Source organism: Pseudoalteromonas sp. KG3 (genome assembly GCF_030436385.1).
Classification (GTDB): domain Bacteria; phylum Pseudomonadota; class Gammaproteobacteria; order Enterobacterales; family Alteromonadaceae; genus Pseudoalteromonas; species Pseudoalteromonas prydzensis.
Window position 1 is genome coordinate 1,126,634 of sequence record NZ_CP098523.1, and the last position, 24,408, is coordinate 1,151,041.

The 24,408-nt window shown below is 42.5% G+C and carries 20 protein-coding genes and 1 pseudogene; 5 read left to right on the forward strand and 16 right to left on the reverse strand.

Annotation, left to right across the window (positions count from 1 at the left end):
- From ispC to rpsB, 7 genes are all read right to left on the reverse strand, one after another.
- Positions 1–1,206 carry a 1-deoxy-D-xylulose-5-phosphate reductoisomerase gene (gene ispC / locus NDQ71_RS05400; RefSeq protein ID WP_301562383.1) on the reverse strand — a complete coding sequence of 402 codons (1,206 nt, stop codon included), beginning with the start codon at positions 1,204–1,206 and terminating at the stop codon, positions 1–3.
- A complete protein-coding gene (locus NDQ71_RS05405) occupies positions 1,203–2,069 on the reverse strand; it encodes a phosphatidate cytidylyltransferase (RefSeq protein ID WP_192542244.1) in 867 nt (288 codons plus the stop codon). The genes ispC and NDQ71_RS05405 overlap by 4 nt, the downstream gene beginning before the upstream one ends.
- A gap of 16 nt (positions 2,070–2,085) precedes the next feature.
- Positions 2,086–2,865 carry an isoprenyl transferase gene (locus NDQ71_RS05410; RefSeq protein WP_192542243.1) on the reverse strand — a complete coding sequence of 260 codons (780 nt, stop codon included), beginning with the start codon at positions 2,863–2,865 and terminating at the stop codon, positions 2,086–2,088.
- Between the two features lie 81 nt (positions 2,866–2,946).
- Complete coding sequence (frr, locus tag NDQ71_RS05415) at positions 2,947–3,504, reverse strand: ribosome recycling factor (protein ID WP_064667597.1); 558 nt, start codon at positions 3,502–3,504, stop codon at positions 2,947–2,949.
- A gap of 14 nt (positions 3,505–3,518) precedes the next feature.
- Entirely contained in the window at positions 3,519–4,268 is a 750-nt protein-coding gene (pyrH, locus tag NDQ71_RS05420) for a UMP kinase (RefSeq protein WP_064667598.1), read from the reverse strand.
- Positions 4,269–4,426: 158 nt separating this feature from the next.
- The gene (gene tsf / locus NDQ71_RS05425) at positions 4,427–5,278 is read right to left on the reverse strand and encodes a translation elongation factor Ts (RefSeq protein WP_016707642.1); all 852 of its coding nucleotides are present in this window, start codon (positions 5,276–5,278) and stop codon (positions 4,427–4,429) included.
- A gap of 106 nt (positions 5,279–5,384) precedes the next feature.
- Complete coding sequence (gene rpsB / locus NDQ71_RS05430; RefSeq protein ID WP_064667599.1) at positions 5,385–6,113, reverse strand: 30S ribosomal protein S2; 729 nt, start codon at positions 6,111–6,113, stop codon at positions 5,385–5,387.
- A 272-nt stretch (positions 6,114–6,385) separates the two neighbouring features.
- Between rpsB and map the strand changes: the two genes are divergently transcribed.
- Genes map through dapD form a run of 3 tightly spaced genes read left to right on the forward strand, consistent with a single transcriptional unit; the run spans position 6,386 to position 10,679 of the window.
- Positions 6,386–7,171 (forward strand): type I methionyl aminopeptidase, encoded by a 786-nt coding sequence (gene map / locus NDQ71_RS05435; protein WP_192542242.1) that lies wholly within the window; start codon positions 6,386–6,388, stop codon positions 7,169–7,171.
- A gap of 52 nt (positions 7,172–7,223) precedes the next feature.
- A complete protein-coding gene (glnD, locus tag NDQ71_RS05440) occupies positions 7,224–9,842 on the forward strand; it encodes a [protein-PII] uridylyltransferase (RefSeq protein WP_192542241.1) in 2,619 nt (872 codons plus the stop codon).
- Positions 9,843–9,851: 9 nt separating this feature from the next.
- Positions 9,852–10,679 (forward strand): 2,3,4,5-tetrahydropyridine-2,6-dicarboxylate N-succinyltransferase, encoded by an 828-nt coding sequence (gene dapD, locus NDQ71_RS05445; protein WP_192542240.1) that lies wholly within the window; start codon positions 9,852–9,854, stop codon positions 10,677–10,679.
- 194 nt (positions 10,680–10,873) lie between these two features.
- Here the strand turns inward: dapD and NDQ71_RS05450 are convergent, their stop codons facing one another.
- A complete protein-coding gene (locus tag NDQ71_RS05450; RefSeq protein ID WP_301561664.1) occupies positions 10,874–12,274 on the reverse strand; it encodes an IS4 family transposase in 1,401 nt (466 codons plus the stop codon).
- 109 nt (positions 12,275–12,383) lie between these two features.
- Positions 12,384–13,412 carry a DUF2804 domain-containing protein gene (locus NDQ71_RS05455; RefSeq protein ID WP_225736732.1) on the reverse strand — a complete coding sequence of 343 codons (1,029 nt, stop codon included), beginning with the start codon at positions 13,410–13,412 and terminating at the stop codon, positions 12,384–12,386.
- 259 nt (positions 13,413–13,671) lie between these two features.
- On the opposite strand from NDQ71_RS05455, the pseudogene NDQ71_RS05460 reads away from it, so the two are divergent.
- A pseudogene (locus NDQ71_RS05460) lies at positions 13,672–16,762 on the forward strand (efflux RND transporter permease subunit).
- A gap of 17 nt (positions 16,763–16,779) precedes the next feature.
- Complete coding sequence (locus NDQ71_RS05465; protein WP_225736733.1) at positions 16,780–17,850, forward strand: efflux RND transporter periplasmic adaptor subunit; 1,071 nt, start codon at positions 16,780–16,782, stop codon at positions 17,848–17,850.
- Positions 17,851–17,902: 52 nt separating this feature from the next.
- Here the strand turns inward: NDQ71_RS05465 and NDQ71_RS05470 are convergent, their stop codons facing one another.
- The 7 genes from NDQ71_RS05470 to NDQ71_RS05500 form a co-directional block, all read right to left on the reverse strand.
- The gene (locus NDQ71_RS05470) at positions 17,903–18,484 is read right to left on the reverse strand and encodes a hypothetical protein (protein WP_192542756.1); all 582 of its coding nucleotides are present in this window, start codon (positions 18,482–18,484) and stop codon (positions 17,903–17,905) included.
- 113 nt (positions 18,485–18,597) lie between these two features.
- Complete coding sequence (locus tag NDQ71_RS05475; RefSeq protein ID WP_064667617.1) at positions 18,598–18,930, reverse strand: Na+/H+ antiporter subunit G; 333 nt, start codon at positions 18,928–18,930, stop codon at positions 18,598–18,600.
- Positions 18,931–18,939: 9 nt separating this feature from the next.
- Positions 18,940–19,209, reverse strand: a complete 270-nt coding sequence (locus tag NDQ71_RS05480) for a K+/H+ antiporter subunit F (RefSeq protein ID WP_016707651.1) — start codon at positions 19,207–19,209, stop codon at positions 18,940–18,942.
- Positions 19,203–19,739 (reverse strand): Na+/H+ antiporter subunit E, encoded by a 537-nt coding sequence (locus tag NDQ71_RS05485; RefSeq protein WP_192542757.1) that lies wholly within the window; start codon positions 19,737–19,739, stop codon positions 19,203–19,205. Before NDQ71_RS05485 ends, NDQ71_RS05480 begins: the two co-directional genes overlap by 7 nt.
- Positions 19,739–21,256: a monovalent cation/H+ antiporter subunit D gene (locus NDQ71_RS05490; RefSeq protein ID WP_301562384.1), complete on the reverse strand. Its 1,518-nt coding sequence runs from the start codon at positions 21,254–21,256 to the stop codon at positions 19,739–19,741. Before NDQ71_RS05490 ends, NDQ71_RS05485 begins: the two co-directional genes overlap by 1 nt.
- Complete coding sequence (locus tag NDQ71_RS05495; RefSeq protein WP_064667620.1) at positions 21,253–21,600, reverse strand: Na+/H+ antiporter subunit C; 348 nt, start codon at positions 21,598–21,600, stop codon at positions 21,253–21,255. Before NDQ71_RS05495 ends, NDQ71_RS05490 begins: the two co-directional genes overlap by 4 nt.
- Complete coding sequence (locus tag NDQ71_RS05500; RefSeq protein ID WP_301562385.1) at positions 21,600–24,392, reverse strand: monovalent cation/H+ antiporter subunit A; 2,793 nt, start codon at positions 24,390–24,392, stop codon at positions 21,600–21,602. Before NDQ71_RS05500 ends, NDQ71_RS05495 begins: the two co-directional genes overlap by 1 nt.
- Between the last annotated feature and the right edge of the window lie 16 nt (positions 24,393–24,408).

Sequence of the window (24,408 nt, forward strand, 5' to 3'; positions counted from 1 at the left end):
TTAGCGATTCACCTTTGCAATAAGTTGTGTTGCTTGAAGTCGAGCTAAACGATCACACTCAAGGATTTCATCCAGTGTGTGTACGTTGACATCGATTGTATTGTCAAGAGTTTGTGCATTAATGTGGTAAATATCGGTAAAGCCGATTTGCCCTTGTAAAAATGCATTTACAGCAACTTCATTTGCCGCATTGACGGTGGTAGTTGCCCCCTGCCCAGCTTCGCAAGCTGCGATAGCCAGTTGCAGATTAGGGTAACGAGCAAAATCAGGTTTGGTAAAGGTAAAATCAGCAAGGGCTGAAAAATCAAGCGGTGTTACTCCGCCATCAATCCGAGCAGGGTAAGCCAAAGCGTGGGCGATCGGAGTACGCATATCAGGGTTGCCCATTTGCGCTAATACCGAGCCATCTTGGTACTGTACCATTGAGTGAATAATGCTTTGCGGGTGGATCACCACTTCAATATCTTTAGCAGCGCAGTTAAATAGCCATTTGGCTTCAATAAACTCTAAGCCTTTATTCATCATAGTGGCCGAATCAACCGAAATTTTTTGCCCCATTGACCAATTAGGATGCGCCACGGCTTGTGCCACAGTCACATCTTTTAAGGTCTCGATATCACGAGTTAAAAATGGCCCGCCAGAGCCGGTAAGTAAAATTTTACTGACGCCGTGTTCATGCAGCTTTGCATCGCCTTTGGAGCCTTGCAGTGCAGTTGGTAGACACTGAAATATAGCATTATGTTCGCTATCAATGGGCAATAAAGTGGCTTTATGTTGTTTAACTTTATCGATAAACAACTGCCCTGACATGACCAGAGATTCTTTATTGGCCAGTAATACTTTTTTCCCGGCTGCTACTGCACTTAGTGTGGGTATTAGCCCTGCCGCCCCAACAATCGCAGACATCACCGCATCAACGTCTGGGTGTGCAGCTAATTCACTCATCGCAGCAACGCCACTGCGTACCACTGTTTTACAGCCGCTGCCTGATAGCAATTGGCTTAATTGGCTGGCAGCGTGATCATCGGCCATCACAGCATAGCGTGGTTGATGGCTAATACATAATTGCGCCATTAATTCGCTATTACTTCCCGCTGCAAGCGCAAATACTGCAAACTGTTGTTGATTGCGCGCTACCACATCTAAAGTGCTTAAACCTATTGAGCCGGTAGCACCTAAGATCACCAATTGCTGTTTACAACTCATAGACTAAGTGTCCACGCATAACACAAAACAAAAATGGGCGCCGCAGCAGTTAAGCTATCAAGACGGTCTAAAATGCCACCATGGCCTGGTAAACATGAGCCACTGTCTTTTAAGCCAGCCTCACGTTTAAACATACTCTCAAGTAGGTCACCAATGGCAGAAAATAAAGCGATAAACATGGTCATTATGGCGTAAATTGGCCATACAGACATATCAACATCGGTGAAATGACAAAATGCGAGTACAAAAATAACGGCCGCTACAACGCCGCCTGCAAGACCTTCAATGGTTTTATTTGGGCTTACTTTCGGCATTAATTTATGTTTGCCAAAGTTTTTACCGGTAAAGTACGCGCCAATGTCAGCACTCCAAACAATCCCTAAAACGACCAGTATCAGCATTGAACCAAAATGAGTTGATTGCTCATAGTTAGCACTGCGCAATGTATTTAGCGCAAGCCATAAAGGCACTAAGGTTAGGATCCCCGCAATAGCGCGCATGACTATGCCTTCATTCCATGCTTTCGCCATCGCTGGATAACGCCACACTAGATAAGTGGCTACAAGCCACCAAGAAAATGACAGTGTGAAGATATAATTTGCATCGCCGACTAACTGCCCATCAGTCCATAACTCATCAATTGGCCAGTGCCAATTAAGCAGTACCAGTAATAATCCAATAAATACCACAAACGAACAACGTTTCACTTTATCGCACAGGCCCATAAATGCGGACCATTCCCACGCGCCCAATAAAACAATTGCGCCGGCAATATAACTAAACAGTGTAAGTGGAGTATAAAAAACCAATACCAATGCCAAAGGTGCTAGCACTAAAGAGGTTAAAATTCGTTGTTTTAGCAAAGTGTTACCCTTTTAATTAGGTTTCGGCGAGTAATTGCTTTATTTGTTCGCCAGTACAACCAAATCGTCGCTCTCTGGCAACGTAACAAGCGATAGCGTCAGCAAAAGCTGCTTCATTGAAGTCAGGCCAAAGCGTATCGGTAAAATAAAGTTCAGCATAAGCAGCTTGCCATAATAAGAAGTTGCTTATACGTAAATCGCCGCCTGTGCGTATCAGCAAGTCAGGTTCAGCTTGATCATGCATGCTCATATGTGCAGCTATATCTTGCTCGGTAATATCATCAGGGTTTAACGCCCCTGCAGCAACTTGTTTAGCTATTTGCTTAGCAGCATTAGTCATATCCCAGCGACCACCATAATTAGCAGCCACATTGAGTTGCAAGCCGGTGTTATTAGCCGTTAATTGATGCGCGGCATCAACCTTGCTGCGCAACGCTTCTGAAAAACGAGATAAGTCACCAATGATGGTTAATTTTACATTGTTTTTGTGGAGCTTTTTTACTTCCTTGCTTAATACATACAAAAACAATTCCATCAAGGTACTTACTTCATCTTCTGGGCGATGCCAATTTTCACTACTAAACGCAAACAGAGTCAATGACTCAATCTTCAATTTAGTACAAAACTGTACAGAATGACGAACTGCATCCACGCCTTTTTTATGACCGTATACGCGCGGCCTATTTTTGGCTTGTGCCCAACGACCATTGCCATCCATGATTATAGCGACATGCTTGGGTAAACATTGCTGGGAAATTTTATCAGCGTTAAGAACCATAAATATCGAGTATTCCATAAAAAAACGCCGCCTAGTATACCCCAGACGGCGTTTCAAAACTAATAAATTTCTAAACCCTAGTTCAGCTTATTTAGCTGCTTAGATTTCCATCAACTCGGCTTCTTTCGCCGCTAGTTGCGTATCCATCTCTTTAATGAACTTATCGGTAAGCTTCTGAATTTCATCATCAGATTGACGCGCTTCATCTTCAGAAATCTCTTTATCTTTCAATAAGCTTTTCACATCGCCATTGGCATCACGACGAATATTACGGATTGCAACACGACCGCTTTCAACTTCGCCACGAACGATTTTAATTAAATTTTTACGGCGTTCCTCTGTTAGCGGAGGAAGTGGTACGCGGATCACCGAACCTGCTGACATTGGGTTTAAACCTAAGTCAGAAGCCATGATCGCTTTTTCAACTGCTTGTGCAAGCGACTTATCAAATACACTTAATGCTAGAGTACGTGAATCTTCAATTGTTACATTAGCAACTTGGTTTAATGGCGTTGGTGCGCCGTAGTATGGCACCATAATGCCATCCAAGATTGCCGGATGAGCACGGCCAGTACGGATTTTAGATAATTGACTGCTAAGTGCCGTTACACTTTTCTGCATACGTTCTGCAGCATCTTTTTGAATATCGTTTATCACGGTTCAATCCTAATCTAGTTAATAACTTCATCTGAGGCTTGTGAAGAAATAAGCGTGCCTTCTTCTTCGCCCATAATTACACGCTTTAACGCGCCTGATTTATTCATGTTAAATACGCTCAATGGCATATTATGATCGCGCGCCAATGTGAATGCCGCAAGATCCATTACTTTTAATTCTTTTTCAATGATTTCATTGTAGCTCAAGTGACGATAAAGTGTTGCGTCTGGGTTTTTCACCGGATCATCACTATAAACACCATCAACTTTTGTTGCTTTGATCACTGTGTCTGCTTCAATTTCAATACCACGTAAACACGCTGCTGAATCGGTTGTAAAGAATGGGTTACCAGTGCCCGCTGCAAAAATAACCACACGGCCAGTTTTTAGTAAACTAATTGCTTCAGCCCAGTTGTAAGCATCACACACACCGTTTAGTGGGATAGCCGACATCAAACGGCAATTTACAAATGCACGATGCAGTGCATCACGCATTGCAAGGCCGTTCATTACCGTTGCTAGCATGCCCATGTGATCGCCCACTACGCGATTCATGCCCGCTTCGGCTAATGAGCCGCCACGTAAGAAGTTACCGCCACCGATAACTAAACCCACTTCTACGTCGAGTTCTACAAGCTCTTTAATTTCTTGCGCCATACGGTCTAGTACTTTTGGATCGATGCCGAAGCCTTCGTCTCCCATTAGTGCTTCACCGCTTAATTTGAGAAGAACGCGTCTAAAAATAGGTTTACGATTGATAGTCATATAATTGGGCCAACTTTATAAAAAAAGGATAAAAAATAACCGCGCTTATGATTTTCACATAAAGAGCGCGGTTATTTTAAAGAATTTTCAGCGATGACGCAAAAGCAAATAACAGATTAATTTCATCTAACTCACTTTTTCGTCAAAGGAAATCGATTTTATTGACCTTTAGCGGCAGCAATCTGCGCAGCTACTTCAGCAGCAAAATCTTCAGTTTTCTTCTCGATACCTTCACCAACTTCTACACGTACGAAGCCAGTAACTGTTGCGTTTTTCTCTTTAAGAATTTCGCCAACAGATTTTTTAGGTTCCATGATGAAAGCTTGACCAGTAAGAGAAACCTCACCAGTAAATTTCTTCATACGACCAACAACCATTTTCTCAGCGATTTCAGCAGGCTTGCCTTCATTCATCGCGATATCGATTTGTACTTGCTTTTCTTTTTCAACAACATCAGCAGGTACATCAGCAGGTGTTAGGTATTCTGGGTTTGAAGCAGCAACGTGCATTGCGATGTGCTTAAGTGTTTCTTCATCAGCAACACCCGCAACAACAACACCAATACGCTCACCGTGACGGTACTCAACTAGCGTTTCGCCAGCGATGTACTGTAGACGACGTACATTGATGTTTTCGCCAATTTTAGTTACTAGCTCAACACGATCATCTTCGAACTTAGCTTGTAAGTCTTCGATAGCAATCGTTTCAGCGATAGCAGCGTCAGCAACTTTGTTAGCAAATGCTAAGAAGCTTGCATCTTTCGCTACGAAGTCAGTTTGACAGTTAACTTCTACTAGTACTGCAACACCCGCGTTTTGCTTGATGATGATAGTACCTTCAGCAGCAATGTTACCTGCTTTTTTAGCCGCTTTAGCAGCGCCACTTTTACGCATGTTTTCAATCGCTAACTCGATGTCGCCATCAGTCTCAGTTAACGCTTTTTTACAATCCATCATGCCAGCGCCAGTGCGCTCACGTAATTCTTTAACTAGGGCAGTAGTTACAGCCATTAGTAAATCCTCAAATCTGAATACAGGTTTTAGATAAGCGGGTTACCCGCTCTACAAGAATAGCAAGTCTTCACCTAAATTTAGGTGAAGACTTGATGACAGCTAATTACTCAGCTTCTACGAAGTCGTCTTTCTCAGCTTGAGCAACGATATTGCTCTCACGACCTTCAGTGATTGCTGCTGCAACTGCGCCAGTGTAAAGCTGGATAGCACGGATCGCATCATCGTTACCAGGTACGATGAAATCAACACCGTCTGGATTAGAGTTAGTATCAACGATCGCAACAACTGGAATACCTAGGTTGTTAGCTTCACGGATAGCAATGTGTTCGTGGTCTGCATCGATAACGAAAAGTGCGTCAGGAAGACCACCCATGTTCTTGATACCACCAAGGCTCTTTTCAAGCTTTTCCATTTCGCGGTTAAGCATTAACGTTTCTTTCTTAGTTAACTTCTCGAAAGTACCGTCTTGGCTTTGGATTTCAAGGTCTTTAAGACGCTTGATTGATTGACGAACTGTTTTCCAGTTAGTCAACATACCACCTAACCAACGGTGATTTACGTAATACTGATCACTTGCGATAGCTGCATCTTTAACTGCTTCGCTTGCTGCACGCTTAGTACCAACGAAAAGAACTTTACCTTTGTTAGACGCTGCACCAGTTAAAAACTTAAGTGCGTTGTTGAACATTGGTACTGTTTGCTCAAGGTTGATGATATGTACACGGTTACGTGCACCGAAGATGAAAGGCTTCATCTTAGGGTTCCAGTAACGTGCTTGGTGACCGAAGTGAACACCAGCTTGAAGCATATCGCGCATTGAAACGTTTGCCATTTTGTATTTCCTCTGTTTAGTTTAGGGTTAGGCCTCCACATACCCCATAGCACCAACACCGCAGTTAAATGAAACTGAAATGCACCCAAGTGTATGTGACGATACGTGTGTGTGTTAAAATAAAATTGTGTTTGCCTTAAATACAAAAAATCATTTAAGAATTTATTTGTAAAAAGACGGCGCGCTTTATACCATATTAAAAATAAATATTCAACGTTGCGTGCAAAAATTGTGCGACGATAAATGTAATGAAACTCGATAATGGAGCCTCCATGAGCGCTGTGATCAAGACCCCTGAAGAAATAGAGAAAATGCGTATTGCCGGGCGCTTAGCGGCAGAAGTCCTGGAAATGATAGAACCGCATGTTGTCCCTGGTGTGACCACTGATGAGCTAAATACAATTTGCCATAATTATATTGTTGATGTGCAAAAAGCGGTTCCTGCACCTTTGAACTACCATGGTTTTCCAAAATCAATTTGTACCTCAGTAAATCATGTAATTTGCCACGGTATTCCAAATGACAAAGCATTAAAAGATGGCGACAGTGTCAATATTGATATAACCGTGATCAAAGATGGCTACCACGGCGACACATCAAAAATGTTTCATGTTGGCACGCCAAACATCCAAGGTAAGCGCCTTGCTGAAGTAACCCAAGAAAGTCTTTACTTAGCAATTAAAATGGTAAAACCTGGTGTGCGTTTAGGAGACATCGGCGAAGCAATTCAAAAATACGCTGAAAGCTTTAACTACTCTATCGTTCGTGAATATTGCGGCCATGGTATTGGCAGTGAATTTCATGAAGAGCCGCAGGTAATGCATTACGGCCGTGCTGGCACTGGTGAAACATTAAAAGCAGGCATGTGTTTAACGATTGAACCTATGGTTAACGCAGGCAAACGTCAATGTAAACTATTAAAAGATGACTGGACTGTAGTTACAAAAGATCGTTCTTTGTCAGCGCAGTGGGAACACACTTTATTAGTAACTGAAAATGGTGTTGAAATTTTAACGCTGCGATCAGATGATACGATAGACAGGATCATTGAACATTAAATACTGATTCACCCAATCTAAGGTGAACTAGTATGCTAAGGAGCCAGCCCACGTGGCATTACCAAATAAAGTTAAGAAGTTGCTCAGCGATGCTGAGCAACTCACCGATTATCGCGATTGTTCTAGTTATTTTTATAAATGGTTACAAAACGAGTTTTCAAAACAACCCGTCGGTAATTTGATTAATGCTCGGGCTGAGTTTATTGACCGCCTACTGATCAAACTGTTTCATGTTTATGATTTAGCGCATGAACCTGATTTAGCCTTGATTGCTGTAGGCGGATATGGCCGCGGCGAACTGCACCCTTATTCTGATATCGATTTTTTATTATTAGTGACTGAGCAACCATCAGAAGCAATCTGTGAAAAAATTGGCCAGTTTGTTACTATGCTGTGGGATCTCAATTTAGAGATAGGCCATAGTGTGCGAACCATTGAGCAAGCGATTGAGCAAAAACGTGAAGACGTCACCTTTGCCACCAGCTTACTCGAAAGCCGGTTACTGTTTGGTAATCATATCGAATACGAAAAACTCAAAGCCCATATCCTCGACACGCCAATTTGGCAGTCCGATGAATTCTTTTTAGCAAAAGTAAACGAGCAACAATTACGCCATAAAAAATGCCATGGCACGGCGTATAATCTCGAACCCAATATTAAAGAAAACCCGGGTGGTCTGCGCGATTTGCAAACCATTATTTGGGTCGCTAAAAAGCATTTTAGAGCCGAAACCTTACAAGAATTGATAAGTCACGGGTACCTTACACACGAAGAATACCAAGAGCTATTAGAGTGTTTAGAAAACCTCTGGAATATTCGTTTTGCGCTGCATTTAGCAGCAGGACGCTCGGAAAACCGTTTACTGTTTGATCACCAACCACTGGCCGCCGATTTACTCGGTTTTGGTAGCGATGGTAAAGCCTCTGTCGAACGAATGATGAAACGGTTATTTAGGATCATGAGCCGCGTGCGTGAGCTCAATCAAATGCTATTGTCGTACTTTGAGCAAAGTATTTTGCCTGAAAGTAACGAGCAAGCCGTGATTGAACTTGACCGTAATTTCGAACGCGTTGGCCATCAGATTAGAGTAAAAAACCCGTCAGTGTTTTTCCGCCGTGACCAACTGTTTGTATTATTTGAACACATTGCCGACAACCCTGAAATCACCCATATTTACCCAAGTACGATTCGCACCATTCGCCAAGTACGCCGACGCCTGTTAGGTGATTTACAAGATTATGCCGCCTGCCGTGAAGCATTCCTGCGGCTAGTAAAACATCCTAACGGCATGGGCCGCGCATTTACACTGATGCACAAACACGGCATGTTAGCAGCGTATTTACCGCAGTGGCGTAATATTTTTGGGCAAATGCAGTTTGACTTATTTCACGCCTATACCGTGGATGAGCACACCCATAAGTTGATCAACAATATTTACCAGTATTTTGGTAAAGACAACGTCGCAGAGTTTCCTATTTGTTGTGAAATTGTCACCCGCATGGACAAACCCGAGCTACTGTACTTAGCGGGTATTTTCCACGATATAGCCAAAGGCCGTGGTGGCGATCACTCCGAACTTGGTGCTGTTGACGCTATTGCCTTTGCCAAGTTACATCGTTTTTCAACTTCCGATGGCAAATTAATTGCTTGGCTGGTTAGTAATCATTTGCTTATGTCTGTAACTGCACAGCGAAAAGATATTAATGACCCAGATGTAATTAAAGACTTTGCTACCCGAGTTAAAACCGAGCGACAACTTGATTACCTGTATTGCTTAACGGTAGCAGATATTCGCGCTACCAATGATAATTTGTGGAATGATTGGAAAAACACCCTATTGCGTGAGCTGTATTTACATACTCAACGCGCATTACGGCTAGGCCTTGAAAACCCAATGGATCAACGCGATCAAATTCGCGATAAAAAGCATCAAGCCAAACAACGCCTCATCAACAATGGCTATGATGAAAATCAGATTGATTTAATTTGGAGCCGCTTTAAAGCAAATTACTTTACTGCTTTTAGTGAGCAACAGTTATCATGGCATACTGAACACTTACTAAACTGTGACGATTTAAGCCAACCCAGTGTTGCGGTATCAAATACCGCCATGCACGGCGGTACGCAGATATTTGTCTACAGCCCCTACTCCGGTGGTTTATTTGCCCGTTTGGTAAGTGTGATTGGCTCTAAAAAAGCACAAATCCAACACGCCCAAGTGCTCACCACTCGCGACGGCTATGTGCTGTTTAGTTTTGTAGTACTTGAAGTCAGTGGCGATCCGATTGCCAGTGCTCAAGCACAATCAATCAAACGGGGCCTTGATCAAGCCCTGGCCGATCCGAAAAAGAAAATTCGCTTTAAAAAGAATCGCTCACAGCGCTTTAAAGACTTTAATATTAAGCCAAAAATTATTCTGCGCCCGCACCCGCGTAAAGATCGCAGCTTAATCGAAATTCAAGCGGTGGATATTCCTGGTTTATTAACCAAAATAGCCGAAGTGTTTCAAGCCCATTTATTACATATACACGCCGCACGGATCACCACAGTGGGTGAACGTGCAGAAGATTTCTTCGTGGTCTCAAATAACGAATACCAAGCGCTTACCGACGAAGAACAAGCAAAAATTCACCAAGCATTGCGTAAAAAACTCAACGCAGAAACCGAATAAGAGGACCTTATGTCAGATTTAAAAAACATCATTGAAAACGCCTGGGATAATCGCGATAGCATTAGCCCAAGCACAGTATCAAGCGACGTAAAGCAAGCAATTATCGATGTACTTGAGCTACTTGATAGTGGTGCTGCGCGAGTTGCAGAAAAAATCAGTGGTGAATGGGTAGTCCATCAGTGGCTAAAAAAAGCGGTTTTACTGTCGTTTCGTATTCGTGACAATCAACCAATGAACGACGGCGTAAACCAATTTTACGACAAAGTACCGCTTAAATTTAGCGATTATACGCCGGAGCAATTTCAACAAGGCGGCATGCGTGTAGTACCAAACGCGGTTGCCCGTAAAGGCAGCTTCGTCGGTAAAAACGTGGTATTAATGCCTTCTTATGTAAACATTGGCGCATACGTTGATGATGGCACTATGGTTGATACCTGGGCCACTGTAGGCTCATGTGCACAAATTGGTAAGAACGTCCATTTATCAGGTGGTGTTGGCATAGGCGGTGTTTTAGAGCCATTACAAGCCAATCCTACTATCATTGAAGATAACTGTTTTATTGGCGCACGGTCTGAAATCGTAGAAGGCGTGATCGTTGAAGAAGGCGCAGTTATTTCAATGGGTGTTTACATCAGCCAAAGTACTCGTATTTATGACCGTGAAACTGGCGAAACTCACTACGGCCGCGTACCAGCAGGCGCAGTAGTTGTCCCTGGTGCATTGCCATCAAAAGACGGTAGCCACAGTTTGTACGCTGCAATTATCGTGAAAAAAGTAGATCAGCAAACCCGCGAGAAAGTAGGGATTAATGCATTGTTGAGATCGATAGACGAATAAAGCTGTGAGCTTTCAGCCGTCAGCGATCAGCTGATTTGAGTTAATAGCTGGGTTTGAGGATATCACTCCCAGCTATTTTATTTTCAGCCAATCCAAATTAATTAAAACCGAGTGCCTACTTTCCCAGTCAAATCACAGATCACTAAACTGAAACCTGACGGCTGACGGCTGACGGCTGACGGCCTGTCTCTTGATCACAAGTCGAGTTCCTTCATAAAAGCATAGGACTCGACTAAAAATACCAACTTCACCCAGCCATCCCACATGGCTTTTGTGCCAACACGCCCTGTTCGTTTACTATCGTGCCAACCTCCCAATTTGGCTATCGCATAATATGCCCACTTTAACGACGGGGCTTTCTTCGGCAGTGCAGCCTGCTGATTTGTCGCTTTAAAGAGTAATTTCCAACTTAATGTGTCTAAATAGACTTCGCAGCTGATTTTTTCTGCTTCTTCTCTATTTTGAGCAAGCTCCCTTAATTGCAAAAGTCTGACCGCTATAAATGCCTCTATTACTGCTGCCTTTTTTAAATTATCTAAGTGTTGCATGCGTAACTTTTCAACTTCTGTTCCTTCCGTTTTCCAAATCTTATGGAACTCTTCTATGCGCCACCTTAACTCGTAATAACGCGCTATTTTTCTTGCTTCTACTGCATTTGTAACCGACTCTGTTGTATACAGTAACCACTGTAATTTATTCTTGTTGTCGTTATTTTGTTCCGTGCATACCACGAGGGTCAGCGGGGCTTCTTTTTCACCTTTTGCTCTTTGTGGTTTTTTCAATTTAATCGATGTAAAGCTTACATCTATATGGGCTGTTCGTGCTTTTCTCCCGCCTCTTTGTTGAATATCTATTTCATACTGACCTGCGGGAGTGAGTGTCGGTAAAATATCTTCTAATTTATGATATTCACCTACAAGACGACGATTGTCTTTTGCTCTGACAATAAAGCGGTGTTCATTTTGTATTTGGTAATCAAGGTATTCATACATGTCCGCTTCGCGGTCACATACGTCTATTACATTACTTAAATCACCAAGGCGCTCTTTAACTTCTTCAACATTATTTTGCCATTTGTAGCTTTCTTTTAGCTCTCTATCACGGCATTGCAGCGTATTTTGTTTACCCGTTTGTTTCTTCTCTCTATACCAGTAATGTTGGTATGCAAGCCCTATTGCTTTTTCTTCATTTGCATCGAGCATCAGTGTTGAGTGAGCGTATAAAGTGCGACCTTTAGAGCTGCGCTTTTCATCAGATGCCGAATTGACCTCACCTAATTCATCACATACTGAATGTTTATAGCTCAGCCCTGTTGTATCTTGAAGAGCAAGCACGAGTGGTCGCTCTTTAACGATGGTGTCAGTATGCGCAAACCCAGCTTGCGCAATGTCATCAGCAGAAATATTATCGTTACGGATAAAGCGATATGCGCCTTCAATACTTGCAGGGTCTGGACAAGATGACATTAAGGACTTACCGGCATTACTTGCCAAAGAAGCGGCTATCTTTACAAGGCGTTTAGTGCGGCGAGGATCGTTAAGCTTAGCTTTACTGAAAATAAGTTGCGCCCATTCGAGAGATTCATTGCTTACCATATTCATGACCTATTTTTTTTGTATATTAGATCATGAATATAAGAAAATAGAAACTTCTGTATAAGAGACAGGCTGACGGCTGACGGCTGACGGCTAAAAATACTCCTATTTACCATTTCGCATAATGATCTTCGGTGAAGCCCCACTCGCCGCTGAGGGTAATGACTTCATCTGCAAGGGTAATGTCACCATAAAAACGGCCGAAGTGTTGAGTGAAGTTAGTCGCGATAATAATTAAGTTGGTTTTATCTTGGCGTTTACCTATTGGTTCGAAGTATAAATTGATGATACCGTCGTTTGAACGCAGCCGCCATTTACTCGTTGCTTTAGCATTACCATAGCGCTCAAATTGAAAATCGACCATATCAATTTTATAAAGCGTGCCATCGAGCCACAAGGCGTTTTCGGTAAAACCTGTTTCAATAACCCCCGCACTTAAATTTAAACCTAAGCGGCGGCCATCAGCTAATGTGCAGGCTAAACTCCCCCAGTTCCAAAAGGTTTCGCGACGCATGAAACCCGCGCTCCAATCAACACTTGCCAGTATTTTAAGCTCTTCAAATACATATTTGTTACCACGCCACTGAAGTGTTCCAGTACAGGGTAATGCGGCAGTTTTTTGGGTAAAATGAAAGCCTGTAAAACCGGCACGAACACACACCGCAAGCGGGTTATAATTTATCGATTCATCAATACAGGCACTAATTTTCAGCCCGGACTTTAAATTTACCTCTACCGAGCGTATTTGCGGCTTAGCGGTTGTATTAATAGTTACGCTGTTACGCCCTTTTCGAAAAGTCGCTTGCCCGGTGTTTGGTGTGCTATCAATACACGTATTTAAAGCCAGTAAGCTGATAAAACTGACTTCATCGAATTCTGTCGTTTGTGGGTCGTATACATATACAAAACAGTGACTCGCAATTTTTAAATCAACGATCGCTAAACCAATAATTAACTGCTCACAACTCAAACTAATAAATTGAAATTGATTAAAGCTTAACTTTTTAAAAAGCGTACTTCTGGATTTACCCATAGTACTACGCAGGTCAAAATCCAAGTAATTGATGTCATCTACTCCATCTGGAAAAATACCAAAGTCGGCTTGTCCATCTTGGTCAATCAGCTCATGCTTTTTCATGATAAGCTCCTTGCTTTTTAAACAACATTTTATCGATTAAAAATATTGTTAGTAAGTCTAACTCAAAACAACTTAAAAATGATCGCTTAAAAAAGTGCCACCGAATTTATACTTAAAGTGTTACAAGTTATTACAAAATTGCCTCTTTTGGCTGATTTAGTGGTTTCTTGGTTACTTTTGACACACATGCTATTTACCATACTGGCACTTTTTTCACATACCACTACAACGCACAAAAACAAATATTGGAACACTCACTATGAACCTGACACGTAGTTCGCTGAAAAACCCCGCGAGTGTCATTGTTATCTTGGTACTAATTATATTGTTTGGCATATTAAGCATTTTTAAGCTGCCAATCCAATTAACCCCTGATATTGAACAACCGCAAATAACTATTTTTTCTGGCTGGCGCCAAGCAGCGCCAGAAGAGATTGAATCTGTCATTATTGAACCTATCGAAAATGCAGTAAAAAATACCCCTGGTGCATTAGAGGTCAATACCAATATCAATCGTGGTAACGGCGCAATAACACTGACCTTTGCTGTTGGCCAAAACATGCAACAAGCAATGCTCGATGTATTAACCAGCCTTAACCAAGCGCCCCCCTACCTTTAGACGCATTCGACCCTGTGGTATTCGCTGGCGGTAATAATGGTGAGGCAGCTGCAACCTTACTGATCACACCAAAAGATTATCAATCAGATAGTTTAGATTTTGATATGCCGCAGTTTCAAAAACAAATTGATGAGTTTATTGAGCCAAGGTTAGCGCAAATTCCTGGTGTTGCCCGGGTGGATCTGGCCAGTGAGCGCCCGCAAGAGTTGTGTATTACCTTTGATCCTCATAAAGCAGCAGCCCTGGGCGTAAGCCTTGATCAAATAAGTAACGTACTGGCAAGCTCTCGCGATACCTCTGGCGGCTTAGCAAATGTGGGCCGACGTCAATATACAGTGCGTTTTACTGGGCAATATGATCTCTTAAGTATGGCACAGATGCGTGTTGGCTATTCAGGTGACAGGCCCATTTATTTAGGGGATATTGCCAGTGTTGAACGTACTTACTCTGACCGCTTAGGAATGAGTGGCCGCAATGGAAAGCCCGCTTATTACATCCGTATTTCTCGTGCTAATCAAGCCAATACCGTAGCATTACTGGATGATATAAACCTAGCAATTAAAGAGCTAAACGAAGGTCCGTTGGCAGCCAATGGCCTCTCTATAGAGCTTAGTTTCGACGCCTCAGTACACATACGTAATGCCCTGTCATTAGTAAAAAGTAATCTGGGCTTAGGCGTTGTATTATCGTGTTTGATCTTATGGCTGTTTTTAGAGGCCTGAAAGCGACCTTGATCATTGCAGCAACAATTCCCATTTCACTGATGGTGGCATTTTTAGCGCTGAATATTTTTGGCCGTAGCCTTAATGTTATATCCCTTGCGGGTCTAGCATTTGCTGTTGGCTTAGTATTAGATGCTGCCATCATAGTCCAAGAAAATATCGCTCGGCTGCGCACTGATGGTATAGATAATAAAAAAGCAGCGCTCAAAGGAGCGGCTCAAGTCACGGGTGCCCTATTTGCGTCAACCACCACCAGTGTTGCGATCTTTTTGCCCATTTTATTTATGGCGGGAATTGAGGGGCAGTTGTTTTCTGACTTAGCACTGACACTTTCAATAGCAGTGATCACTTCAATGATATGTGCAATCACGCTAATCCCATTAGCAAACCATTTATGGCCTGATGCGCAGATAAAAGCAGATCCATATCAGCAATATTGGCTAAAACTGAGTAATTTTATTATGAGGCTTACCAATACGCGGATTAAACAAATGAGCTGGATCGCTGTATTACTGGGTGGCTCAGTACTCACAGCATTTACTATGTTACCTAAAACTGATTTTATGCCGCGTGCGCCTACCGACGGCTTCTTTTTCAATTTAATCACACCTCCCGGTGGGAATGTGCAGTTTATGGAAGAAGAGTTGCTACTGCGCGTTAAAAAACGGCTAATGCCCTACTACACAGGTGAAAAAGAACCGAGTATTAAAGACTTCAATTTTTATGCTTTTGGCTCAAATGCTGGCGGCTTTATATATTCCGCCGATCCACAGCGGGTTGAAGAGTTAATGAAAGTAGCCAAAGAAGAAATTTTTATTGATTTACCTGATACCCAAGTATTTTTCTTTCGCGGTTCAATGATCCAAGTTGCTAACGGTGGCGATGGTCGTGCTATCAATATTGACCTAACTGGGCCAAACATGGATAACTTAGTTAATGCAGCTCAAATTGCGTTAAGTGCCGTCAATGAAGCGCTACCAAACGCGACCGCTCAGCCACAACCACGCCTTGATATGGCTGAACCAGAACTGAGATTAACACCTAACGATCGCCGTATTACCCAAGCAGGGCTGACTCGTCGAGATGTGTCGCAAGCCGTGCAAGCCTACACTGGCGGTTTATTTGTGAATGAGTATTTTGATGGTAATGAACGCATGAATGTCATTTTACGAGGCATTCCTTGGCAAACGCCAGAAGAACTTAAAGCCCTGCCAATTGTAACCCCACAAGCAGGCATTCAAACCCTTGGCGAACTTGCCAACATTGAACGAACGGTAGGTCCGACTCAGTTACGTCGGGTAAATGGCCGCCGTACAGTGATTATAGTGGTAACTCCACCTGCCGATATGAGTTTACAACAAGCGCAAACAATTTTAACTGAACAAGTAATGCCTAAAGTCAGAGCGAGTCTGCCAACTAATGCGGGAGCAATCCTAGCTGGCAATGCCCAAAAAATGAATTCTGCGATGACCGAAATGGCACTGAATTTTGTGCTGGCATTGTTTATTTTATTTTTATTAATGACAGCCCTGTTTAAATCCGCAACAGACAGCGCACTGGTATTACTGGTTATGCCGTTAGCCATTGCCGGCGGTGTACTCGCGCTATTTATTTTAAACTTATTTACCTTTCAATCACTGGATTTGCTCACCATGATTGGCTTTATCATTTTGTTAGGACTGGTGGTTAACAATGCCATATTACTGGTCGATCAAACTAAAGTCGCATTGGCCTCAGGATTGAGTCGTAACGCTGCAGTGAAACAAGCGGTTTTACTAAGAGCAAGGCCCGTGTACTTGAGCACACTCACCAGCTTATTCGGCATGCTACCACTGATGCTTATGCCAGGGGTTGGCTCTGAAATATACAGAGGCCTTGCTACCGTTATTGTTGGCGGTATGGCTATCAGTGCATTATTTACGCTTATTTTGATGCCTAGCTTGTTACAACTAGGTCGTAACACAACGCCTGCGTCAACTAATCAACAAACTACATCAGCAGTTCAATGAAGATCGAGGATATAACTATGAATAGAATAAAATCAGCTTTACAGTTTTTCATGTTGTGCAATTGTTTATTTGTTGCTCCTGCTTTTGCCATTGCGCCAGTCACTGTTGCTGAGGTGAGTAAAGCACCTCTTACCAGCGAAATAGCGGTTAATGGCACACTGTATGGCAAAGACGACGTTACTTTAACAGCCGGAATAAGTGGCCGCCTGATGTATGTTGCAGAGCCTGGTAGCGAAATAAACAAAAATGATATTCTAGCGCGCATGGATACCCTGCCATTAGAACTGGATAAAGCACGCCAAGAAGAAATGCTAAACCGCGCTAATATCAATTTACGTTTATATCAACAAGATCTAACCCGCTTAAAAGAACTCGCAAAATCAAGTAGCGCAGCCCTGAGTCAGGTTGATGAAGTGCAAAATAAGCATGACTTAGCTCGATCTGATATAGCACTTGCCAATGTTGAGCTGAGGGTGATAGAAGATAAGTTAACCAGAGCCACAATCCGTGCGCCTTTTACAGGCGTTGTTAGTGAGCGGTTTAAACGCGCAGGTCGAGAAATAAATCGGGCCGACGAGTTACTCACTTTATTGGATATTCATCATTTAGAAGTCCGTTTATATGTGCCAGTTAAATACTTAAAGTATTTACAAACGGGTATCACCTTACCTATCACTAGTGGCGACTTATCACAGCCAGACACTGCCTCGGCAATCATTACTGCGGTTATTCCATCAACTGATCCACGCTCGCAAACCGTTGAAATACCTGCTAATTTACAAACAGATAATCAGCATGCTTGGGCCATTGGCCAACTTGTCGATGTAACGGTGCCATTGAGAACTAAAAACGACGTGTTATTAGTAAATAGAGATGCACTGATCATCCGTAAGCAAGGCACTCATGTAGTAAAAATTGATGGTCAACATAAAGCAATCCAAATTCCGGTAACCGTGGGCAGTGGTAAAGGAGAGCTTGTAGCAATCTCCCCCCTTGCAGACAACAGTTTAAATGCCGGCGATAAGATCGCAATTCGTGGTGCTGAACGTTTACAAACAGGACAAGAGGTTGACGTACAGAGTAAATAATCAACTCGTTAACTCACCTCATATATGCAGCCAGTTGCATAAGTGGCTGCATCTACTTACAAGCAAAACCAGTCAAATCTATTTGCTTAACTTGCCCGCCTTTATCTGTATGCGCATTATGATTGATAATTAACACTGTGCCTTTTTCACTAAAAGTAAAATGCCCAAGCCAATCAAGAGTGACAATTGGTGTTAAAGTATAAAAGCCATTATCATCAGAGCATTGATAAGAAAAATAATGGGTCGCTTTGCCAAAGGCACCGATATCAGAGGTATACACACTGATATTACCTTGTTGTTGGTAGTCGTCGGCTTGAGTACCCACAACCAAATATAAGCCACTAATTATCGCCAGGACAATAAACTGCACGCCCGCCACAATAAAAATGAGGCCATCAACCAATTTACGATACCAAACACGGGGTTGCTCATGATGTTGCCGATCTTGTTTTACTAATAAAAAGCCGCCAATAGTTACAAATAATAACTTAATAGGTATCAAATAGGCGCTGAACAAATACATGGTTTTTGCATTGTGCCATTGCAAACCAAAAGCGGGCGGTATTAGTAGACTGTCTAGCAGTGGCAACACAATCAATAAGTACGCAATAATGAGTTTTTTACGTTTTAGCATTTACATGTGATAGCAATTTATGATGTGTTTGAGTGTACGAATAATAGCGGCCAATAAAAAGCCCGCTAAGGTAACTTAACGGGCTTATAAAAGTTCAACATGCTGAGTGTTACTCAATCATCCTCAACGTTGTCTAAGCCTTTGGTGCCGTCTTTGGCTTTTAATTTATGGTGTATCGCTGATTTTATTAGCATATAACCACTAATTGGCGCAGTGATTAATAAAAAGATAGTGATCAATAGCTCTTTCACACTAATACCATCTTGTGCATTACTAAAAAACACCATAGCGGCAATCAGCACCCCAGCCATACCTAAGGTGGTGGCTTTGGTTGGCCCATGCAAACGCATAAAAAAGTCAGGCATTTTAATTAAGCCAATCGAGCCAATTAAAATAAATGCGCCACCAATCAGTAATAAAATAGACACGACCCATTCACTGTACATACGTATTCCCTATTCGATGATATCGCCACGTAGCAGATACTTACATACCGCTACGGTGCTGACAAAGCCAAGCATTGCAATTAACAGGGCGGCTTCAAAATACAAGCCTGTCCCCATGCTCATACCGTATAAGATGATCAATGCAATCGTATTGATATACATAGTATCAAGCGCGAGAATTCGATCAGGTACCGAAGGGCCAACCACTAAACGCCACAAGTTAAGTAACAGCGATAGGCCTATCATGGCAAAGACGATTAAAAAAACCGTTTCTAACATTGAAATATCTCCTTAAGTGGCGCTTCATAGCGCTGCTTTATGGTATCGATCAAGGCTTGTTCATCATCTAAATCTAGCACATGAATTAATAAGAAACGCTCTGTTGGCTCTTCATCTGGCGGTAATGACTCTGGGATCGGGTAAACTTCAGCACTAACAGTACCTGGCGTAAGCGATACCGTACTTGCCAAGATTGTGATCGGCATTGCATGAGTTAGATCCAGCGGGACTTTCACAAATGCCGGACGCAGCTTTTTAACAGGTCCTAAAATTAACAGTGCAACTTGTAAATTTGCCGTAATAATATCATACAGCACAATCAAAAATTGCTTTACTGCAAGACCTGGCTTAATTATCAGTGGCTGTGGCTCACGAAATGGAAATGTGATCACAGGAATAAAAAAGGCAAACAGCGCGGCCAAAATTAAATGACCTGGCGATACACTATTATTTAACAGCAACCACACGACAAACAGTAATAAACTGCGAAATGGTGTAGGTAGCCAACGAAAACGGGATTCTAAACGCATTATAAGCCTCCCTTAAGAACCATATTTATTCCGGCCGGTATATCATGTAATTGCGTAGCAGCAGCAATCATATAGTCGGAAATAGGCCCCGCAAAAATAACCATTAATGGCGAACACGCTAATAAACCTATTACGGCAATAACTTGCATTGGTTTGGCATGCTCTTCTTCTGGATGATCACGACCTTGGTGCTTGCGCTCCCAAAATAAACTGGTGCCTGCCCGAGATAATGCAACCAATAGCGCAAAGCTGGCAATTAAATACACTGGCCAAAATAATAATGCTCGCTCACTATCGAAGGTTACTTTCAAAATCCAAATTTTGCCGACAAACCCTGAAAGCGGCGGCATACCAACAACAGCTAAAGCAGCAACAATAAAACAGCCACCTAATAATATCGGTTGTGCTACACCACGTCCTGGGGCTAAACGATCCGCCACTTTACCACGTTGATGAGCAATTAAATCTGCTAATAAAAATAGCGCCGCACAAATAATGGTTGAATGTACTAAATAGTACAACAAGGCAGCCGTTGCACTAACATGCTGAATTGCAACTAATGCAACTAAAGTCCCCACCGATACCACCACCAGATTTGCGGTTAGTTTGCGCAAATCTTGAGCAGCAAGTACACCAATGGCACCAATCACAATGGTCGCAATTGCTAAACCCCATAACCAAGGCTGCGCCATGTGATTTAATAAACCCGCCTGCTCACCAAATATAACGGTATACACCCGCAGCATGGCATAGACGCCCACTTTGGTCATAATCGCAAACAAGGCTGCCACTACCGGCATAGCACTGGCGTATGTATTGGGTAACCACAGGTGCAACGGTAATAGTGCGCCTTTTAATGCGAACACAACCAGTAGTAGTAAACCACCAATTTTCGCAAGGTAGACGTCATCACCTTGTAACTGGGATACTTTTAGCGCCATATCGGCAATATTCAAGGTGCCTAATACGCCATATAAAATACCTAAGGCAATCAAAAATACACTTGAGCCAATCAAGTTTAATACAACGTATTGTAATGCCGCACGCGTCTTATGTTTATCCCCTGCATGCATCAATAACGAGTAAGAAGCAATTAACAGTACTTCAAAAAATACAAACAGATTAAATAAATCACCGGTTAGAAATGCACCATTGACACCCAGTACTAAGAAGTGCACCAATGGATGGAAAAAGCTGCCTTTTTCATCATCGCCCACACTACTGTAAAGTACCACGGCTAACGCTAAAAATGACGTTAAAGCGACCATTAATACCGACAACAAATCAGCAACTAAAACAATACCATATGGGGCTTGCCAATCGCCAATGGCATAGACCATAGGGCCTGAGTTATAAACATGAACCAGCAATACAGCACTAATACAGGCTGTAATAATTGACATCACGATCGACACTACACGACGAATTGGAATGCTTTTACCGCATGGCGGTAATAACAGCAGGATGGCTGCAAGCATTGAAATTAAGATAGGCAATGAAGCCAAGTGCTGAATCATCTGTGCTCCTTGTTGTTGCTTTTCACAAGGTGACCATCAACATGATCATTACCTAGATCAGCACGACCACGAATGGCTAAAATCACCACAAAGGCTGTCATTGCAAAGCCAATTACGATTGCCGTTAAGACTAATGCTTGTGGTAAAGGATCGGCATAATCAGCGCCAGTGCCCAGCACCACCGCTTTATTAATTGTTAATCGTCCGGCTGAAAATAAAAATAAATTTACCGCATAAGAAATCATCGTTAATCCCAGCACCACTGGAAAAGTTCGCGCTCTAAGAAGCAAATAAATGCCACAAGTCACTAATACACCAACGCATGATGCGTATAACAGTTCCATTAAATATTGACCTCTTCTTTGGTTGCATCGGCAGTGAGTTTACCAAGACTTGCTAAAATCATTAAGGTGGCACCAACCACGGTCAGATACACGCCTAAATCAAATACAATCGCACTGGCAAGCTCCGTTTTACCCACAAATGGAATATCAAAGTAATCAAACCATGTGGTTAAGAACGGTCGGCCAAATGCCCAGCTACCTAAACCTGTAAACATGGCAATCGCGATACCTGAGGCTATGATTTTCCGATAGTTCACATCAAAGCGAGAAGTGATCCACACTGAACCTCGAGCCATATATTGTAAAATAAACGCAATAGAAGTCACCAAACCTGCAATAAAGCCACCGCCTGGTAAATTGTGCCCACGCAAGAAGATATACGCTGAAACTAGCAAAGCTAAAGGCAATAAGCTTTGCGAAATACTAGTAAGTAGTATTGGATAACGCTCGCGTGCCCATGGACGCCCTTCACTGTCACTGGCTGGCATAAATAAAGGTAAGTTTGTCAGTAATTTATAAATACCTAATGCAGCAATACCTAGTACGGTAATTTCACCTAGGGTGTCAAACCCCCTGAAATCAACCAAAATAACGTTAACTACGTTAGTACCACCACCGCCAGTTTTTGCATTGGCAACAAAGAAATCTGAAATTGATTCAAGTGGGCGCGTTAATAACGCATAACAAATACTGGCAATCACGATCCCTACAGCTGAAGCAATGCCTAAGTCACGTAACATGCGTAATGAACTTGACTCTTTTGGTGTACGTTGCGGTAAAAAGAACAGCGCCAACATCAATAAAATAACCGTCACAACTTCAACAGTTAATTGTGTTAAAGCTAAATCCGGCGCAGAAAAACGAGTAAATGCCACCGACACCATTAAGCCCACAATGGATATCATTAATAGCGATACCATACGAGCGCGATGCCAGATCACAGTGCTAATTGCACCAATAATCAATAAGCCTGCGCCAATGCCATTATAAAAATCAATCGGCGTACTTGGAACTGTGCCTGCTAATTCACCCATTTCAAATAATGGCCAACCCGCGCACAGTAAAACCACGCCGAGCATAATAACAATATAGCGTTGTAATGAACCATTTTCAGTACTGCGGATCTTCTCTTGGCTCCATTTAATAACGCTATAAAGCACCCTTTCAAAAGTCTTTTTAGCATTCAATGTTGGTAACGAAGCTTGAAATTGAAACAAGTGTTTACGCTGAATATAAATAAATACACCACAGCAAGTCGCCAAAAAGCTCATCAACAAAGGTAAGTTAAAGCCATGCCAAATTGACAACTTAAACTCAGGCGTTGCATCCCCTAACACAGCCAAGGATGCCGCCGATAAAATGCCATCAACCACAAAGTTTGGAAACATACCAACCAGCAAACATAACACGACTAGGATTTCGATTGGCACGCGCATATAACGCGGTGGCTCATGCGGGGTTTTAGGTAAATCAATAGGGTCGCCATTAAAGAATACATCATGGATAAAGCGCGCTGAATAAGCCACTGAAAAAGCAGCTGCTAAAGTGGCTAATACGGGGATCAGCCATGACATTGAACCAAGCACTTGTTGGTGTAAGGTTTCCGCAAAGAACATTTCTTTTGATAAGAACCCATTTAACAGTGGCACACCCGCCATTGCCGCAGCGGCAACCATTGCAAGAGTTGCGGTATAAGGCATAAAGCGCCACATACCATTAAGTTTACGCATATCTCGGGTGCCGGTTTCATGGTCAATAATACCGGTCGCCATAAATAAAGAAGCTTTAAATGTAGCATGGTTAATAATATGGAAAATCGCAGCTACCGTAGCAAGCTCTGTATCTAAACCTAAAAGTAAGGTAATTAAACCAAGGTGACTAATGGTTGAATAGGCTAACAAGCCTTTTAAATCATGCTTAAATAACGCGATATAAGCGCCAACTAATAAGGTCGTTAAACCCGTCATCGCCACTAAAATAAACCACGTGTCGTTACCAGCAAGCGCAGGGTGGAAACGCGCCAGTAAAAATATCCCCGCTTTAACCATAGTTGCAGAGTGTAAATAAGCACTAACCGGTGTTGGCGCCGCCATCGCATGCGGTAGCCAAAAATGAAATGGGAACTGTGCAGATTTAGTAAATGCACCGAGTAACACCAGTACCAAGGCAACTTCGAATAGCTCGTGTGATTGGATCAACGCACGGCTGGCTAAAATCACATCGAGATTATAACTGCCAACAATATCCCCAATCAGCAATAAACCACCTAATAATGCTAAGCCACCGGCTCCAGTCACTGCCAGCGCCATTCGCGCCCCTTTACGCGCTTCAGTTTTATGCCACCAGTAGCTGATCAGCAAGAACGAGCTGATACTAGTAAGCTCCCAAAAAAACCACAGTTGAATAACGTTATTCGACATTACAATGCCAAGCATTGCCGTCATAAATAGCATTAAGTAACTGTAGAGCTTTGACATTGAGTCTTTCGGACTCAAATAGTAACGAGTATAAAAGATTACCAGCAGACCTATTCCTAAGATCATAAAAATAAACAATAAGCTTAAGCCGTCTAAGCGTAAAGCTATGTCGATTCCTAATGCCGGCATCCATTGTGCGGTAAAGCGCAGTGTCTCCCCCGCTAAAATTGCTGGCGCGTGATAAATCGCAATTGCTAAGGCACATAACGGCGCTAGCATAGTTAAGCTCGTAGATTGATTACGAGTCAGTTTTCCGGTGCAGGACGAAATAACACTGCCAATTAAGGATAACAAGGGTATCCAGAGCAAAGTCATAATGAGAAACCTTTTG

Coding starts and splice junctions, on each gene's coding strand:
- tsf (WP_016707642.1), bottom strand. CDS start 5,278: ATGGCTGTAACTACTGCCCTAGTTAAAGAATTACGTGAGCGCACTGGC.
- NDQ71_RS05500 (WP_301562385.1), bottom strand. CDS start 24,392: ATGACTTTGCTCTGGATACCCTTGTTATCCTTAATTGGCAGTGTTATT.
- NDQ71_RS05475 (WP_064667617.1), bottom strand. CDS start 18,930: ATGTACAGTGAATGGGTCGTGTCTATTTTATTACTGATTGGTGGCGCA.
- dapD (WP_192542240.1), top strand. CDS start 9,852: ATGTCAGATTTAAAAAACATCATTGAAAACGCCTGGGATAATCGCGAT.
- pyrH (WP_064667598.1), bottom strand. CDS start 4,268: ATGACTATCAATCGTAAACCTATTTTTAGACGCGTTCTTCTCAAATTA.
- NDQ71_RS05470 (WP_192542756.1), bottom strand. CDS start 18,484: ATGCTAAAACGTAAAAAACTCATTATTGCGTACTTATTGATTGTGTTG.
- NDQ71_RS05410 (WP_192542243.1), bottom strand. CDS start 2,865: ATGGAATACTCGATATTTATGGTTCTTAACGCTGATAAAATTTCCCAG.
- ispC (WP_301562383.1), bottom strand. CDS start 1,206: ATGAGTTGTAAACAGCAATTGGTGATCTTAGGTGCTACCGGCTCAATA.
- NDQ71_RS05495 (WP_064667620.1), bottom strand. CDS start 21,600: ATGGAACTGTTATACGCATCATGCGTTGGTGTATTAGTGACTTGTGGC.
- NDQ71_RS05450 (WP_301561664.1), bottom strand. CDS start 12,274: ATGGTAAGCAATGAATCTCTCGAATGGGCGCAACTTATTTTCAGTAAA.
- rpsB (WP_064667599.1), bottom strand. CDS start 6,113: ATGGCAAACGTTTCAATGCGCGATATGCTTCAAGCTGGTGTTCACTTC.
- NDQ71_RS05485 (WP_192542757.1), bottom strand. CDS start 19,739: ATGCGTTTAGAATCCCGTTTTCGTTGGCTACCTACACCATTTCGCAGT.
- NDQ71_RS05480 (WP_016707651.1), bottom strand. CDS start 19,209: ATGTTAGAAACGGTTTTTTTAATCGTCTTTGCCATGATAGGCCTATCG.
- NDQ71_RS05455 (WP_225736732.1), bottom strand. CDS start 13,412: ATGAAAAAGCATGAGCTGATTGACCAAGATGGACAAGCCGACTTTGGT.
- map (WP_192542242.1), top strand. CDS start 6,386: ATGAGCGCTGTGATCAAGACCCCTGAAGAAATAGAGAAAATGCGTATT.
- NDQ71_RS05465 (WP_225736733.1), top strand. CDS start 16,780: ATGAATAGAATAAAATCAGCTTTACAGTTTTTCATGTTGTGCAATTGT.
- NDQ71_RS05490 (WP_301562384.1), bottom strand. CDS start 21,256: ATGATTCAGCACTTGGCTTCATTGCCTATCTTAATTTCAATGCTTGCA.